This window comes from Enterobacter sp. Lyrl_3 (assembly GCF_051948675.1).
GTDB classification, from domain to species: domain Bacteria; phylum Pseudomonadota; class Gammaproteobacteria; order Enterobacterales; family Enterobacteriaceae; genus Enterobacter; species Enterobacter cloacae.
This window is the reverse complement of record NZ_JAYJLI010000002.1, coordinates 430,570-446,382: the sequence shown is the minus strand read 5'-3', so window position 1 is coordinate 446,382 and position 15,813 is coordinate 430,570. Positions and strand designations below refer to the sequence as shown.

The window sequence follows — 15,813 nt, the reverse complement described above, 5'->3', positions numbered from 1 at the left end:
GATTAAAAATATGAGCCGTTATGCGCTCGTGACAGCTTTTGCACTGTTCCTTGCAGGATGTGTGACGCGAACCGAACAGCCTGCGCCGGTGGACGAGGCAAAACCGGGTACGGAGCAGCCGACACAGCCAACGCAACCGCAGCCAACCGTGCCGTCTGTACCGACGATCCCGTCGCAGCCTGGCCCGATTGAACATCCGGACCAGACTTCCCAGCCAACGCCGCGCGTGCGTCATTATGACTGGAACGGTGCGATGCAGCCGATGGTGGGCAAAATGCTGCAGGCGCAGGGCGTAACGGCAGGCAGCGTACTGCTGGTGGATAGCGTAAATAACCGGACTAACGGTTCACTCAATGCCGGGGAAGCGACAGAAACCCTGCGCAATGCACTGGCCAATAACGGCAAGTTTACGCTGGTTTCCGCACAGCAGCTGGCAGTAGCCAAACAGCAGCTTGGTCTGTCGCCACAGGACAGCCTCGGTACGCGCAGTAAGGCGATGGGGATTGCCCGTAACGTTGGTGCGCAGTATGTGCTGTACTCTAATGCCACCGGTAACGTGAATACGCCAGCCCTGCAGATGCAGCTGATGCTGGTTCAGACAGGCGAGATTATCTGGTCAGGTAAAGGTGCGGTTACGCAACTCTGACTGCACGCGTGAAGCGATCCTCACGCGTTATTTTCCGCAGTATCGTCTTATCGCGCCGCAGGCCCACTCCGGGCTTGGCGGCGCGAGTTGCATTCTGGAACAGGGCGAGCAGCGTCTGGTGTTGCGTCATCACCACGATCCCTTAGCCCCCGCTTCCCATTTTCGCCGTCAGTTTCGTGCCCTGAAGCGTCTACCGGCGGATCTCGTGCCAGCCCCGCGCTTTTTCAGACAGGGCTGGATGGCGGTAGAGTATCTGGCAGGGGAGATCCGGCATACGCTGCCCGACAGCGCAACGCTTGCGACGACGCTCTGTCAGTTGCACCATCAGCCGTGTCTGGGGTGGCGAGTCACGCTGCTCCCTTTGCTGGAACAATATTGGCAGCGAGCCTCACCGGACAGACGTACCCCATGGTGGCTTGCGCAGCTTAAACGGTTACACACTGCGGGAGAGCCTCAGCCGCTTCGGCTGTCGCCATTACACATGGATGTTCATGCCGGAAATATTGTGCATACGTCCACCGGCATCAGGCTTATCGACTGGGAGTATGCCGGCGATGGGGATGTGGCACTGGAGCTGGCGGCTGTCTGGGTGGAAGATGATACAGCGCGCCAAAGACTGATCGGCGATTACGCCCGCATTGCGCATCTGGACGCGGGACAGCTGGCGCGTCAGGTCAGACGCTGGCGACCCTGGGTCGTCATGCTGATGGCGGGCTGGTTTGAAATGCGTTTTCAGCAGTCCGGCGAGAAACAATTTATTGCGCTGGCAGATGATGCCTGGCGCCAGTTACACATTAAAGGATAAGAGAGGTTGCTGTGGGTCCAGTCATGTTGGATGTAGAAGGGTTTGAACTGGATGCGGAGGAGCGTGAAATTCTGGCGCACCCGCTGGTGGGGGGGCTCATCCTGTTTACCCGCAACTATCACGATCCGGCGCAGTTGCGTGAGCTGGTTCGCCAGATCCGCGCGGCGTCGCGTAATCATCTGGTCGTGGCCGTCGATCAGGAAGGCGGGCGCGTGCAGCGTTTCCGTGAGGGCTTCACCCGTCTGCCCGCGGCCCAGTCTTTCGCGGCGCTGCTCGGCACCGAAGAGGGCGGAAATCTGGCCCAGGAGGCCGGCTGGCTGATGGCCAGCGAGATGATTGCCATGGATATCGACATCAGTTTTGCCCCGGTGCTGGACGTAGGGCATATCAGTGCGGCAATTGGCGAGCGCTCTTACCATAGCGATCCCCGTATTGCGCTGGAGATGGCCACCCGCTTTATCGACGGCATGCACGATGCAGGAATGAAAACCACCGGTAAACACTTCCCGGGGCACGGCGCCGTGACGGCGGATTCGCATAAAGAGACTCCGCGTGATCCGCGCCCGGAGGCGGAAATTCGTGCCAAAGATATGTCTGTGTTCCGCTCGCTGATTAGCGATAACAAGCTGGATGCCATTATGCCTGCGCATGTGATTTACAGTGACGTCGACCTACGCCCGGCGAGCGGTTCTCCGCACTGGTTAAAAACCGTGCTGCGTCAGGAACTCGGTTTCAACGGCGTGATCTTCTCCGACGATTTGTCGATGGAAGGGGCGGCGATCATGGGCAGCTACGCGGAGCGTGGGCAGGCGTCGCTCGACGCAGGTTGCGATATGATCCTCGTCTGCAATAATCGTAAAGGCGCAGTCAGCGTGCTGGATAACCTGTCGCCGATCAATGCAGAGCGTGTTACACATTTGTATCATAAAGGTTCATTTAGCCGTCAGGAGCTGATGGATTCGGCACGCTGGAAAGCGGTTAACGCCCGGCTTGAAGCACTGAATGAGCGCTGGCAGGCACATAAAGCCAGCCTGTAAATCCTCCCGGAAGGCGTAGCGTGGTGAGAAGACGATGATCATCTATTTACACGGTTTTGACTCAAACAGTCCTGGTAATCATGAGAAGGTACTGCAACTGCAGTTTATCGATCCGGATGTACGGCTGATCAGCTACAGCACGCGCCATCCGAAACATGACATGCAGCATCTGCTCAAAGAAGTGGACAAGATGCTGCAGCTCAACATCGACGATCGCCCGCTGATTTGCGGCGTGGGGCTGGGTGGCTACTGGGCGGAGCGGATTGGATTCCTGTGCGATATTCGCCAGGTGGTATTCAATCCTAACCTGTTCCCGAACGAGAACATGGAAGGCAAGATTGACCGCCCAGAAGAGTATGTCGATATTGCCACCAAGTGCGTCAGCAATTTCCGTGAAAAGAACCGCGACCGCTGTCTGGTGATCCTTTCGCGTAATGATGAGGCGCTCAACAGCCACCGTGCGGCTGAGCTGTTGCATCACTTCTATGAAATTGTCTGGGACGAAGAACAGACCCACAAGTTCAAGAACATCTCCCCGCATCTGCAGCGCATCAAAGCCTTCAAAACACTGGGCTAAGATACTGCATAAGATCTCCCGGGCCCGGCCGCGAAAGCGTGCCGGGCTTTCTTTTTCTGCAGAATTGTCTACTTTTAAGCCACCAAAACTTGATGCACATCAATTTTGGTATGACCAATGCGCCTGACGTGGTATTCTCAATGCACCTGAATGGTTTCAGTGCTGTAACCTGTTGTTAATTAAGGGTTATTTTTATAACTTTTAATTAACAATTGGTTAATAATTTGAGGGGGTCACGTTGACTACGCCATTGAAAAAGATAGTGATTGTAGGCGGTGGTGCTGGCGGGCTGGAGCTGGCGACACAGTTGGGTAAGAAGCTGGGTCGCGGCAAAAAAGCCAAAATCACGCTGGTGGATCGTAACCACAGCCACCTGTGGAAACCGTTGCTGCACGAAGTGGCGACCGGTTCACTGGATGAGGGCGTGGACGCGCTGAGCTATCTGGCGCACGCACGTAACCACCATTTCCAGTTCCAGCTGGGTTCCGTGGTGGATATCAACCGTGAGAACAAAACCATTACCCTGGCCGAGCTGCGTGACGAAAAAGGGGAGTTGCTGGTCCCGGAGCGCAAGCTTGCCTATGACACACTGGTGATGGCGCTGGGCAGTACCTCCAACGATTTCAACACCCCGGGTGTGAAAGAGCACTGCATTTTCCTGGATAACCCGCACCAGGCGCGTCGTTTCCACCAGGAAATGCTGAACCTGTTCCTGAAGTACACCAATAACATGGGTGCGAATGGCAAGGTGAATATCGCCATTGTAGGCGGTGGCGCAACGGGCGTTGAGCTCTCCGCTGAGCTGCACAATGCGGTAAAACAGCTGCACAGCTACGGGTATAAAGGGTTAACCAATGAAGCGCTGAACGTAACGCTGGTTGAGGCAGGTGAGCGTATTCTGCCTGCGCTGCCTCCACGTATTTCTGGCGCGGCGCATAACGAACTGACCAAACTGGGCGTACGTGTTCTCACCCAGACGATGGTGACCAGCGCAGACGAAGGTGGCCTGCACACCAAAGATGGCGAGTACATCAAAGCGGATCTGATGGTCTGGGCGGCGGGTATCAAAGCACCTGATTTCATGAAAGACATTGGCGGGCTGGAAACCAACCGTATTAATCAGCTGGTGACCGAGCCGACGCTGCAAACCACGCGCGATCCAGAGATTTTCGCGATTGGTGACTGTGCGTCATGCGCGCGTCCTGAAGGCGGTTTCGTGCCTCCTCGCGCCCAGGCAGCGCATCAGATGGCAAGCCTGGTGCTGCACAATATTCTGGCACAGCGCAAAGGCAAGCCAATGAAGGCCTACGTCTACAAAGACCACGGCTCTCTGGTTTCGCTGTCGAACTTCTCTACCGTAGGCAGCCTGATGGGGAACCTGATGCGCGGCTCGATGATGGTAGAAGGGCGCATCGCACGCTTTGTCTATATATCCCTGTACCGTATGCACCAGATTGCGCTGCACGGCTACTTCAAAACCGGGTTGATGATGCTGGTAGGACGAATCAACCGCGTAATCCGTCCACGTCTGAAGCTGCACTAATTTTTCTCTCCCTCCGGGCCCTCCGGAGGGATTTTTTAGCATATCATGCTGCTCATCACAGATTGAGTGCTTAAGAGTTCTCCTAAACGCCCTGTCACTCTCCTGAAAGCTATTTTTTTGAGCCTTTGTCTTATTGGCGAAGCGTAGCCTGCATTGCAAAATTGTTACCAATAGCAACAAAGGAGGAAGTCCCGTGAATAAATCAATGTTGGCGGGTATAGGGATTGGCGTCGCTGCTGCGTTAGGTGTGGCTGCCGTTGCCAGTCTCAACGTACTGAATCGCGGCCCACAGTATGCGCAGGTGGTTTCTGCAACCCCCATTAAAGAAACAGTTAAAACGCCTCGTCAGGAGTGCCGTAACGTCTCTGTCACCCATCGTCGTCCGGTTCAGGATGAAAACCGTATTGCCGGCTCTGTGCTGGGCGCGGTAGCTGGCGGGGTTATTGGTCACCAGTTTGGTGGCGGCCGTGGTAAAGATGTGGCGACCGTGGTCGGTGCGCTGGGTGGCGGCTATGCCGGTAACCAGGTGCAGGGCGCAATGCAGGATAATGATACGTACACCACGACACAGCAGCGCTGCAAAACCGTCTATGACAAGTCGGAAAAAATGCTGGGTTATGACGTGACGTACAAAATTGGTGACCAGCAGGGCAAAATCCGTATGGACAGAGACCCTGGCACACAAATTCCGCTGGATGGAAATGGCCAGCTGGTACTGAATAACAAAGCGTAAAAAAGATGTTCTCTGAACTTAGCTCCTCAAGCGCTCAGGCTGAGGAGCTTTTTTTTAGCCCTGTATTTTAAGCAGTTCGGGCCACAGTCGCAGGGTGGTCTCGGTGATATGCTGCAGTTTTTCCAGCGTCGCCCCTTCTCGGGCGCTAATCGACATCCCCTGTAAAATACAGCTCAGGTATTGTGCTAATTCCTGAGGGCGGCAATGCGCCGGAATTTCACCACGCTGCTGGCGCTGGGCCAGGAAGGTGCTGAGCGTCTCCTCCTGCATGGCATGACGCGATTTCACCGTGTTGGCGATCTCTTTTGAGGAGGCCGCAAGCGTCGCGGAGGTGTTAATCATAAAACAGCCCGCGGGCGTCTCTTTGCTGGTGAAGCAGGTGGCGATGGCGGTGAAATAGTCATGCAGTGCCTGCTCAACCGTTTTCTCTTCACAAAATAGCTGTGCTTCGTATCGCGATGCGAAGCGAGAGATGTATCGGTCCAGTACCGCCCTGAACAACCCCTCTTTATTCGTGAATTCCGCATACAGCGTCGGCGCTTTGGCTCCGGTGGCTTCTACCAGATCGGAAAGCGAAGTCGCTTCATACCCATGTTGCCAGAAGAGAGTCATGGCCTTATCAAGCGCTGCATCCCTGTCGAACACTTTTGGTCGGCCACGGCTTTTCTTCGCACAACTCGTGACATCGGTTGTCATTTGCCGTTGGTCCTCTGTTGGTTTGTTGAATAACCATTATAAAAATAAACGCATTTCACCACCAGTGCTGTTTTCTGAAAAATAAATTAATCATATGGGTATGAAAAACAACGGAATTAAAATTAATTTAATGGTCGTTATAAAAATATGTTGACGTGTGAGCTGGATCACATCTATCATTTACCTATCGATCGTTAACTAAATGGCTAACGACCTCAAAATTCATCTGCCAAAGGTAAAAATCATGAAAAACGTAAAAACCCTCATCGCCGCTGCTGTTCTTAGCTCACTCTCTTTCGCAAGCTTTGCTGCTGTGGAAGTCCAGTCAACGCCTGCTGACCAGCATAAAGTAGGGACCATCTCTGCCAGCGCCGGGACTAACCTGGGTTCACTGGAAGACCAGCTGGCGCAAAAAGCGGATGAGATGGGTGCGAAATCGTTCCGCATTACCTCTGTAACCGGTCCTAACACCCTGCACGGTACCGCTGTTATTTACAAATAAGCCTGGCTAAACCCTCATTTATGCCACTGCTAAAAAAACGCCCTGCATGTGCAGGGCGTTTTTGCGTTTGGGTTTACATCGACTGCTGGGCGACACCATGATGTCGTGTGACGTCAGTCGGCATGCCCGAACGTGCTTCCATTGCCCGCTCCATCACAATGCCATCCGTCCTTGCATCGGTTTTAAAACTCACCATCGCCGCATTCAGGTTGATTGGCAGCGTCTGCGGATCGTCATCAATGTTTTTCGATAAAGGCTGGTGAATTTCAACCAGTCGCACGCCGCCTGGCTCCTCAGAGACCTTGATCGGGGTATTAATGATGTTCACTTTGGTGCCCGGTGTGACCAGGTTGAAGAGCGTTTTGATATCGTCATCGCGCAGACGAATACAGCCGGAGCTGACGCGCATGCCAATACCAAAGTCCGCGTTCGTTCCATGTAACAGGTACACGCCGCCATAGGCCGCGAGGCGGATGGCATGGTGGCCCATTGGGTTATCCGGGCCGGCCGGTACAACGGCGGGCAGATCGATCCCCTGCGCTTTATAGCGGGCACGAATATTGGCCGTTGGCGTCCAGGTTGGGTTTGCACGCTTGTCTGATACGGTGGTGACCATCGTCGGGGTCAGCGTGTCACCGCCCAACTGGCCAATACCAATAGGGTATACGGTCACCTCATTTTTACCGGGCGGGTAATAGTAAAGACGCAGTTCGGCAAGGTTTATCACGATCCCCTCACGCGGCGCATCCGGCAAAATCGTCTGCAGCGGGATGGTTAACACACTGCCAGCGCGCGGGACATAAGGGTCAACGCCGGGGTTGGCCTGCAGTAAGGCCAGAAAGCCGACGTTATATTTTTTGGCAATCGCCTCAAGCGATCCACCATTGTTTTCAACCACATGAAAACGGTTTTCCCCAACCACCTTACTGCCTGCAGGCGGGAGTGGCCAGGTGTTTGCGCGAGCGGGAAATGCAACCGCGACCGTTGCGGCCAGCGCTAACACGGTTATCCAGCGAGTGAAACGCGAAGAGGTCATCATCACTATAATCCATATAAATGACAGGGTGATTGTTTTATAACGGTTAGTGATAATTATGGCGAAGGGGTCTGTCGGGAAGATCGGGTGAAGTGAAAAGAGTTTGTAAATTGTTACCCCCGGTAGCATGGCGCAACCGGGGGCAGAGCAGATTATGCGATCGCGTTCTCTTCCAGCTGGCGCATAAAGTTGCGTACCCAGTCCATACGGGTTTTACGCTCCGTCAGCTCCTGCGTAAATTTCAGACGCGTTGGCCCATCCAGGCGGAAATGCTGCGGCTGCTTTTGCAGTAAACCGATGAGCCACGTAGGGTTAACGTGGTTTTTCTCGGCAAACTCAATCACGCCGCCTTTCTCATTGCCCTCAAGCTTACGAATGCCCAGCTTCTGCGCCTGCTGACGCAGCCGCGCGATATCCAGCAAGTTGCGTGCGGCATCCGGGAGCAGGCCAAAGCGGTCAATAAGCTCGACTTTGATCTCTTCCAGCTCGTTCTCATTTTTCGCACTGGCGATACGTTTGTAGAACGACAGGCGGGTGTTCACATCCGGAATGAAATCGTCCGGTAGCAGAGATGGCATGCGTAACTCAACTTCGGTTTGCTGGCTGGTGAGATCTTCCAGCGACGGTTCGCGTCCGGCCTTGAGAGCATCGACCGCGTTTTCCAGCAACTCCATGTAGAGCGAGAAACCGATGGTTTCCATCGAGCCACTTTGATCTTCACCCAACAGCTCACCCGCACCGCGGATCTCCAGGTCGTGCGTCGCCAGTGCAAAGCCAGCGCCCAGATCTTCCAGCGAGGCGATCGCTTCCAGACGTTTTTGCGCATCGGTGGTCATCGCTTTTGGATGCGGCGTCAGCAGCCATGCATAGGCCTGATGGTGCGAACGCCCGACGCGGCCACGCAGCTGATGAAGCTGCGCCAGACCGAAATGATCCGCGCGTTCAATAATGATGGTGTTGGCCGTCGGGATATCGATCCCGGTCTCAATGATGGTCGTACACACCAGCACGTTAAAGCGCTGGTGGTGGAAGTCGTTCATCACCCGTTCCAGCTCGCGTTCGCGCATTTGCCCGTGACCGATGGCAATACGCGCTTCCGGCACCAGCTCTGCCAGGCGGTCTGCCGCTTTCTGGATATTTTCCACGTCGTTGTAGAGGTAATAGACCTGACCGCCGCGCAGCACCTCACGCAGAATGGCCTCACGCACCACCAGATTGTCGTATTCGCGCACAAAGGTTTTCACGGCCAGACGACGCGCCGGCGGCGTGGCGATAATTGACAGATCGCGCATGCCGCTCATCGCCATGTTCAGGGTTCGCGGGATCGGCGTCGCGGTCAGGGTCAGGATATCGACGTCGGCACGCATCGCTTTAATACGCTCTTTATGGCGTACCCCGAAACGGTGCTCTTCATCAACAATCAGCAGCCCCAGATCTTTCCACTTCACATCGCTCTGCAGCAGTTTGTGGGTGCCGATCAGAATATCGATCTTACCCTCGCTGGCCTGCTCCAGGATTTGCGTTTGCTCTTTGGTACTGCGAAAACGTGACAGCATCTCGATGCGTACCGGCCAGTTGGCAAAGCGGTCGCGGAAGTTATCGAAGTGCTGCTGAGCGAGCAGGGTGGTGGGCACCAGTACCGCCACCTGCTTGTTATTCTCGACGGCGAGGAACGCCGCGCGCATGGCTACTTCGGTTTTCCCGAAGCCGACATCGCCACAGACCAGCCTGTCCATTGCCAGCGGCTGACACATGTCGCTTAACACGGCATTGATGGCCTGAGCCTGGTCCGGCGTGGTTTCAAACGGGAAGCTGTCGCAGAACAGCTGGTACTGCTCTTTATCATGCTTAAAGGCAAAGCCCTCTTTGGCCGCACGCTGGGCATAGATATCCAGCAGCTCGGCCGCCACATCACGCACTTTTTCCGCCGCTTTCTGCCGGGCGCGTGCCCAGGCGTCACCGCCCAGTTTATGCAATGGTGCATTCTCTTCTGCACCCCCGGCGTAGCGGCTGATCAGATGCAGGGATGAGACCGGCACGTAGAGTTTGGCGTCGTTGGCGTAGGTCAGCATCAGGTATTCGCCTTTGATGCCACCGGCTTCCAGCGTCGTCATCCCCTGATAACGACCCACGCCATGTTCAAGGTGCACAATCGGCTGGCCCGGATGGAGTTCCGCCAGGTTGCGGATCAGCGTATCCGGGTTAATGGTGCGACGGCTGTCCTGACGGCGACGCGCAACACGTTCACCCAGCAGGTCGCTTTCACAGATTAATGCCACGTTGTTGAGGGTATCGATAAACCCGTGCTCGGCGGCACCGATCATCAGATAACGCCCCGTCCCCGTGGCTTCGCTCAGGCGCAAAATGCGTTTCGGAGCAACTTTAATCCGCCCCAGCAGTTCGCCCAGCGCTTCACGGCGGCCTTCACTCTCAACGGAGAAGACAACCGGGCCGGTAAAGGCATCGAGGAACTTGCGCAGACTCTCCAGCGGGGATTTCTGCTGTGCCTGAACGGCTAAATCTGGCAGCTTCTGGAATGCAAGATTGGTGTTGGCAGCTTTATCGGCAAGCGTATCGGTTTTCAGCTGTACGCGCGGCCAGCGCTTGAGTTCGGCGTTGAGCTCGTCGGTGCGCAGCCACAGCGCTTCAGGTGGCAGCAGCGGACGCATCGGGTCTACGCCCCGGTTTTCAAAGCGCGCGCGGGTTTCGCTCTCAAAGCGGCTGGCGCTGGCGTCGATATCACCGGTGTTGACAATCAACGTGTTCGCCGGGAAGTAGCTGAACAGAGCGGGCAATGGCTCGTTAAAGAACAGCGGCTGCCAGTATTCGATCCCGGCAGGAAGCGTACCTTTGCTGACCTGCTGATAGATATGCTCAGCGTCGCGCTTAACGTCGAACTTGTCGCGCCACTGGCTGCGGAACAGCTCGATAGCGGTTTTGTCCGTCGGGAATTCATGGGCGGGTAATAAATTGATGGCTTCCACTTCTTCCAGCGTGCGCTGCGTGTCGGCGTCGAATACGCGCAGGCTGTCGATCTCATCGTCGAAGAAGTCCAGTCGATACGGCTGGTCGCTGCCCATCGGGTACAGGTCGAGCAACGCACCGCGCGTGGCGTATTCCCCGTGCTCCATAACCTGATCGACATGACGGTATCCGGCGCTGTCCAGTTGCGCGCGCAGATCGTCCCGGGACAGGCGCTGACCTTTTTTCATCACCAGCGCATGGCCGTGCAAATAGCTGTGAGGACAGACGCGCTGCATCAGGGTGTTGACCGGAACGATCAGCACGCCGCGCTGCATGGTCGGTAACTGATAGAGGGTCGACAGGCGCGAGGAGATGATCTCCTGATGCGGGGAGAAGCTGTCATACGGCAGCGTTTCCCAGTCGGCCAGACTGAAGACCAGGTTATCGGTGAACTGGCGAATTTCATCATGCAGTCGCAGCGCATTTTGCATATCCGGGGCGACCAGCACCACCGGACCAGGATGTCGCTCAGCGATTTCTGCCACCAGCGTGGCGCACGCAGCGCCAGTGAGTTCGCCCAGCTGGCGCTGGTCGCCCGCTTTAACAGGCAGGGAATAACGATAGTGTTCAGGCATGGCTATGTCAGAGTCTCTTGGGGATATACCAACAGTATTGGGGCATATCACTGATACGCAATGTCTTTATTATCCTCGATCGTTTTGCATAAGCAAATCTGAACTGCAACGCGGGAAGATTCGCCCCCGGACGGGGGGCGAGGGCGGTATTATCGGGTTGCCGGAGACAGTGCGCTCGCGGAAGGGGGAGAGAAGAACAGATCGCCAAACAGTGCCGTCGATATTTTGCGTACGCCAAGTCCGGCGAGGGTGCAGATCAACAGGCTGGCAAATGGGTAGACCAGGATCAAGGCAAGCTCGGCCCAGACCGGCCAGTAGGCAGCATTCATCTCACCGATCAGGAACAGGCTGAAGGCCTCTATCAGGATGCGGTGCGTGGTGTAGATAGCGATGGTGTTTGAGCCGATAACGTTAAGCAGGTTGCTGGGATGAACGGCATAACGCTGCTCGAGGCTATAGAAAAGCTTCATGATCAGCACGATCGACAGCAGGGAAAGCAGCAGCGGAACGTTAGCAAACCACAGTACCACGGAGACCGCAGCAAAAGCGGCCAGCGCCAGCCAGGTACGACGCAGGTTCAGCCCCTTCATCCAGGCCATCAGCTCTGCGCCATACCACGCGCCAAGGCTGTAGTAGATCATATTGCGTACCACGCTGTTCATTCCCCACCACGGCAGCGGCAGGAAATTGATCGTGATGCTGGCCAGTGCCAGCAGCCCCAGTACGGGCAGCTTCCAGCGGCTAAGCAGTTTACATAGCGTGAAATAGACCACCAGGGCGTACAGATACCACAGGCTGGTGCTGGCAGTGAGCATCCCCCACGCAAACCCGGAAAGTGAATCGGCATACGCGGCGTTCGAGGAGGTGGCCAGCTCACGTTCAGGTGCCAACCAGGCATTGAGGTGGCTCAGCGCCTGCCATTGCAATACGCCCCACAGCGCAAGGACCCAGACAATGCTCCAGATCCGTTTGTCAAAACTGGTGCGCCAGTTCACCTCGTCAATATAACGACGGATCAGATAACCGGATATGAAGAAAAATACCGGCATACGGAAGGGCGCGAGATAAAGGTTAAAATAGACCCAGCATTTGGCGAGAAGACCGGACAACGGATGTTGTAGCCCCGTCAGATGGGGATAAAATGTGATAACCGAATGATAGATTACCACCAGGCAGATACACAGCCCCTTTATCTGGTTAATCCATAATGCTTTTTGCTTCATTGTTCGCAACTACCTTATTGCCATAAACGAACGAACAATTGTTGGTAAACGCAGCCGGGATGTAACGGGAAACAGTCTGTATCAGGAAGTTTTTCGGAAAAGGTGGAGGGTGTGGCGCGATAATTCGAAGAGTAGCGTTCTGATTTATCTGAATTTTTCAGAAAAATGATTACCAAAGCTTACGGTTTCAGTCATTTACGCTTAACGGATTCGCTTATATACTCGTGGGTCTGCTATCAGCAAACAGACGGACTTCATGTATCAACCTGTCGCACTCTTCATAGGCTTACGCTACATGCGTGGGCGCGCCGCGGACCGTTTCGGTCGCTTTGTCTCCTGGCTTTCGACTATTGGCATTACGCTTGGCGTGATGGCACTGGTGACGGTGCTTTCCGTCATGAACGGCTTTGAGCGCGAGCTGCAAAACAACATCCTGGGGCTGATGCCGCAGGCCATTCTCTCTTCAACCAACGGTTCCGTTAACCCGCAACAACTGCCGGAAAGTGCGGCGAAGTTACAGGGTGTCACGCGCGTTGCGCCCGTGACAACGGGTGATGTCGTCCTGCAAAGCGCCCGCAGCGTGGCGGTGGGCGTCATGCTGGGGATTGACCCGGCGCAAAAAGATCCGCTCACGCCGTATCTGGTCAACGTGAAGCAAAGCGATCTGGAAGCGGGCAAATACAACGTCATCCTCGGCGAACAGCTTGCCGGGCAGCTTGGCGTGAACCGTGGCGACCAGCTGCGCGTGATGGTGCCGTCTGCCAGCCAGTTTACGCCGATGGGACGTTTGCCCAGCCAGCGTCTGTTCACGGTTATTGGCACGTTTGCCGCCAACAGCGAAGTTGACGGCTACCAGATGCTCATGAATATCCAGGATGCTTCGCGTCTGATGCGTTATCCGGTGGGCAACATTACCGGCTGGCGTCTGTGGCTCGACGCACCGCTGAAGGTCGATACCCTCAGCCAGCAAACCTTGCCGGAAGGCACAAAATGGCAGGACTGGCGCGAGCGTAAAGGCGAACTGTTCCAGGCCGTGCGTATGGAAAAAAATATGATGGGCCTGCTGCTGAGCCTGATCGTCGCGGTCGCGGCGTTTAACATCATCACCTCGCTTGGCTTGATGGTAATGGAAAAGCAGGGCGAAGTTGCCATCCTGCAAACCCAGGGGCTGACGCCGCGCCAGATTATGGCCGTCTTTATGGTGCAGGGGGCCAGCGCCGGGATCATTGGCGCGTTACTCGGGGCCGTTCTCGGGGCGCTGCTGGCCAGTCAGTTGAATAACTTAATGCCGATCATCGGCGCGCTGCTTGATGGCGCGGCGCTGCCGGTTGCTATCGAGCCGCTGCAGGTGGTCGGTATTGCGCTGGCCGCGATGGCCATTGCGCTGCTTTCTACGCTCTATCCTTCCTGGCGCGCTGCCGCCACTCAACCCGCTGAGGCTTTACGTTATGAATAAGATCCTGTTGCAATGCGACAACCTGTCCAAACGCTATCAGGAAGGCTCTGTACAGACTGATGTGCTGCACAATGTGAGCTTCAGCGTGGGCGAAGGCGAGATGATGGCAATTGTCGGCAGCTCCGGTTCCGGCAAAAGTACCTTATTACACCTGCTGGGCGGGCTGGATACGCCGACCAGTGGCGACGTAATTTTCTCAGGCCAGCCGATGAGCAAAATGTCTTCTGCGGCAAAAGCGGAGCTGCGTAACCGTGAGCTGGGCTTTATCTACCAGTTCCACCATCTGCTGCCAGATTTCACGGCGCTGGAAAACGTGGCGATGCCTTTGCTGATTGGTAAAAAGAAACCGGCAGAAATTAATTCCCGTGCCAGCGACATGCTGAAAGCTGTAGGCCTGGGGCATCGCGGTGACCACCGCCCGTCTGAGCTGTCCGGTGGCGAGCGTCAGCGTGTGGCTATTGCCCGTGCGCTGGTGAACAACCCGCGTCTGGTGCTGGCGGATGAACCAACCGGCAACCTGGATGCGCGCAATGCTGACAGTATTTTCCAGCTTCTGGGTGAGCTGAATGCCTCACAGGGGACGGCGTTTCTGGTGGTGACCCACGATTTACAGCTGGCAAAACGGATGGGGCGCCAGCTTGAGATGCGTGATGGTCATCTGAACGCTGAACTGACTCTGATGGGAGCGGAGTAATGGCCTCACCGTTATCGTTACTCATCGGGCTACGCTTCAGTCGCGGCCGTCGTCGCGGCGGGATGGTCTCTCTTATCTCGGTGATCTCCACAATCGGTATTGCGCTCGGCGTGGCGGTATTGATTGTGGGATTAAGCGCCATGAACGGTTTTGAGCGTGAGCTGAATAACCGTATTCTGGCCGTTGTGCCGCACGGCGAAATTGAACCGGTTAATCAGCCGTGGAACAACTGGCGTGACGCCCTCAGCAAAGTGGAAAACGTGCCGGGCATTGCCGCCGCTGCACCTTACATCAACTTTACAGGGCTGGTGGAAAGCGGTGTTAACCTGCGCGCCATCCAGGTGAAAGGGGTGAACCCGGCGCAGGAGGCGCGTCTGAGCGCGCTGCCGAAGTATGTGCAGAACGGCGCGTGGGCAAACTTTAAGGCCGGTGAGCAACAGATCATCATGGGCAAAGGTGTGGCCGACGCGCTGAAAGTGAAGCAGGGCGACTGGGTGTCGATCATGATCCCAAACGCCAGCGCTGACCATAAATTGCAGCAGCCTAAGCGCGTGCGTCTGCACGTCACCGGGATCCTGCAACTGAGCGGTCAACTCGATCACAGCTTTGCAATGGTACCGCTGGAAGACGCACGTCAGTATCTGGACATGGGCGACAGCGTGACGGGCATCGCCATTAAGGTTAACGACGTCTTCAATGCCAATAAACTGGTGCGTGATGCGGGCAGCGTGACCAATAACTATGTCTACATCAAAAGCTGGATCGGCACTTACGGGTATATGTATCGTGATATCCAGATGATCCGCGCCATCATGTATCTGGCGATGGTGCTGGTGATTGGTGTAGCGTGCTTTAATATCGTCTCGACGCTGGTTATGGCGGTCAAAGACAAGAGTGGCGACATCGCGGTTCTGCGTACCCTTGGGGCAAAGGACGGTCTTATTCGCGCCATCTTTGTCTGGTATGGTCTGCTGGCGGGGCTGTTCGGCAGCCTGTGCGGGGTGGTGATTGGCGTCGTGGTGTCGTTACAGCTCACGCCAATCATCAACGGAATTGAGAAGCTGATCGGCCACCAGTTCCTGTCGGGTGATATCTATTTTATTGACTTCCTGCCGTCTGAATTGCACTGGCTGGACGTTATTTATGTGCTGGTTACAGCACTTTTACTGAGTCTGCTGGCAAGCTGGTATCCGGCGCGTCGCGCAAGCCGAATTGATCCGGCGAGGGTATTAAGTGGCCAGTAATTACGTCATGATCTAGCGGCTT

The 15,813-nt window shown here is 55.6% G+C and carries 14 protein-coding genes; 10 read left to right on the top strand and 4 right to left on the bottom strand.

Going from position 1 to position 15,813, the window contains the following annotated elements:
- The first annotated feature begins 1 nt into the window (after position 1).
- The 6 genes from lpoB (at position 2) to VF709_RS07315 (ending at position 5,341) form a co-directional block, all read left to right on the top strand.
- Complete coding sequence (lpoB, locus tag VF709_RS07340; protein ID WP_104668931.1) at positions 2-646, top strand: penicillin-binding protein activator LpoB; 645 nt, start codon at positions 2-4, stop codon at positions 644-646.
- The gene (thiK, locus tag VF709_RS07335; RefSeq protein WP_023621893.1) at positions 627-1,451 is read left to right on the top strand and encodes a thiamine kinase; all 825 of its coding nucleotides are present in this window, start codon (positions 627-629) and stop codon (positions 1,449-1,451) included. Before lpoB ends, thiK begins: the two co-directional genes overlap by 20 nt.
- 11 nt (positions 1,452-1,462) lie before the next feature.
- Complete coding sequence (gene nagZ, locus VF709_RS07330; protein WP_129327753.1) at positions 1,463-2,488, top strand: beta-N-acetylhexosaminidase; 1,026 nt, start codon at positions 1,463-1,465, stop codon at positions 2,486-2,488.
- Between the two features lie 34 nt (positions 2,489-2,522).
- Entirely contained in the window at positions 2,523-3,065 is a 543-nt protein-coding gene (gene ycfP / locus VF709_RS07325) for an alpha/beta hydrolase YcfP (protein ID WP_020689592.1), read from the top strand.
- Positions 3,066-3,303: 238 nt separating this feature from the next.
- A complete protein-coding gene (locus VF709_RS07320) occupies positions 3,304-4,608 on the top strand; it encodes an NAD(P)/FAD-dependent oxidoreductase (protein ID WP_038419114.1) in 1,305 nt (434 codons plus the stop codon).
- 193 nt (positions 4,609-4,801) lie between these two features.
- Positions 4,802-5,341 carry a glycine zipper 2TM domain-containing protein gene (locus VF709_RS07315; protein WP_013097104.1) on the top strand — a complete coding sequence of 180 codons (540 nt, stop codon included), beginning with the start codon at positions 4,802-4,804 and terminating at the stop codon, positions 5,339-5,341.
- A gap of 54 nt (positions 5,342-5,395) precedes the next feature.
- Here VF709_RS07315 and VF709_RS07310 read toward each other — a convergent pair whose 3' ends face one another.
- The gene (locus tag VF709_RS07310) at positions 5,396-6,037 is read right to left on the bottom strand and encodes a TetR/AcrR family transcriptional regulator (protein WP_013097103.1); all 642 of its coding nucleotides are present in this window, start codon (positions 6,035-6,037) and stop codon (positions 5,396-5,398) included.
- A 244-nt stretch (positions 6,038-6,281) separates the two neighbouring features.
- Here VF709_RS07310 and bhsA point away from each other — a divergent pair, with 244 nt between their 5' ends.
- Positions 6,282-6,539, top strand: a complete 258-nt coding sequence (gene bhsA / locus VF709_RS07305) for a multiple stress resistance protein BhsA (RefSeq protein ID WP_013097102.1) — start codon at positions 6,282-6,284, stop codon at positions 6,537-6,539.
- A 73-nt stretch (positions 6,540-6,612) separates the two neighbouring features.
- Here the strand turns inward: bhsA and ldtC are convergent, their stop codons facing one another.
- The 3 genes from ldtC to VF709_RS07290 form a co-directional block, all read right to left on the bottom strand.
- Positions 6,613-7,578 (bottom strand): L,D-transpeptidase LdtC, encoded by a 966-nt coding sequence (gene ldtC, locus VF709_RS07300; protein ID WP_038419115.1) that lies wholly within the window; start codon positions 7,576-7,578, stop codon positions 6,613-6,615.
- A gap of 149 nt (positions 7,579-7,727) precedes the next feature.
- Positions 7,728-11,174 (bottom strand): transcription-repair coupling factor, encoded by a 3,447-nt coding sequence (mfd, locus tag VF709_RS07295; protein ID WP_020689586.1) that lies wholly within the window; start codon positions 11,172-11,174, stop codon positions 7,728-7,730.
- A 149-nt stretch (positions 11,175-11,323) separates the two neighbouring features.
- A complete protein-coding gene (locus tag VF709_RS07290) occupies positions 11,324-12,397 on the bottom strand; it encodes an acyltransferase family protein (RefSeq protein ID WP_013097099.1) in 1,074 nt (357 codons plus the stop codon).
- A 256-nt stretch (positions 12,398-12,653) separates the two neighbouring features.
- On the opposite strand from VF709_RS07290, the gene lolC reads away from it, so the two are divergent.
- From lolC to lolE, 3 genes are read left to right on the top strand one after another with little or no spacing between them, the layout of a single operon-like run.
- Positions 12,654-13,853, top strand: a complete 1,200-nt coding sequence (gene lolC, locus VF709_RS07285; protein ID WP_013097098.1) for a lipoprotein-releasing ABC transporter permease subunit LolC — start codon at positions 12,654-12,656, stop codon at positions 13,851-13,853.
- Positions 13,846-14,547 (top strand): lipoprotein-releasing ABC transporter ATP-binding protein LolD, encoded by a 702-nt coding sequence (gene lolD, locus VF709_RS07280; protein WP_440231199.1) that lies wholly within the window; start codon positions 13,846-13,848, stop codon positions 14,545-14,547. The genes lolC and lolD overlap by 8 nt, the downstream gene beginning before the upstream one ends.
- The gene (lolE, locus tag VF709_RS07275; protein WP_013097096.1) at positions 14,547-15,791 is read left to right on the top strand and encodes a lipoprotein-releasing ABC transporter permease subunit LolE; all 1,245 of its coding nucleotides are present in this window, start codon (positions 14,547-14,549) and stop codon (positions 15,789-15,791) included. Before lolD ends, lolE begins: the two co-directional genes overlap by 1 nt.
- Positions 15,792-15,813 lie beyond the last annotated feature (22 nt).

Excerpts from the sequence above, each read along its gene's own strand:
- lolC (WP_013097098.1), top strand. The coding sequence starts at position 12,654 with ATGTATCAACCTGTCGCACTCTTCATAGGCTTACGCTACATGCGTGGG.
- lolD (WP_440231199.1), top strand. The coding sequence starts at position 13,846 with ATGAATAAGATCCTGTTGCAATGCGACAACCTGTCCAAACGCTATCAG.
- ldtC (WP_038419115.1), bottom strand. The coding sequence starts at position 7,578 with ATGATGACCTCTTCGCGTTTCACTCGCTGGATAACCGTGTTAGCGCTG.
- ycfP (WP_020689592.1), top strand. The coding sequence starts at position 2,523 with ATGATCATCTATTTACACGGTTTTGACTCAAACAGTCCTGGTAATCAT.
- lolE (WP_013097096.1), top strand. The coding sequence starts at position 14,547 with ATGGCCTCACCGTTATCGTTACTCATCGGGCTACGCTTCAGTCGCGGC.
- VF709_RS07310 (WP_013097103.1), bottom strand. The coding sequence starts at position 6,037 with ATGACAACCGATGTCACGAGTTGTGCGAAGAAAAGCCGTGGCCGACCA.
- bhsA (WP_013097102.1), top strand. The coding sequence starts at position 6,282 with ATGAAAAACGTAAAAACCCTCATCGCCGCTGCTGTTCTTAGCTCACTC.
- mfd (WP_020689586.1), bottom strand. The coding sequence starts at position 11,174 with ATGCCTGAACACTATCGTTATTCCCTGCCTGTTAAAGCGGGCGACCAG.
- VF709_RS07290 (WP_013097099.1), bottom strand. The coding sequence starts at position 12,397 with ATGAAGCAAAAAGCATTATGGATTAACCAGATAAAGGGGCTGTGTATC.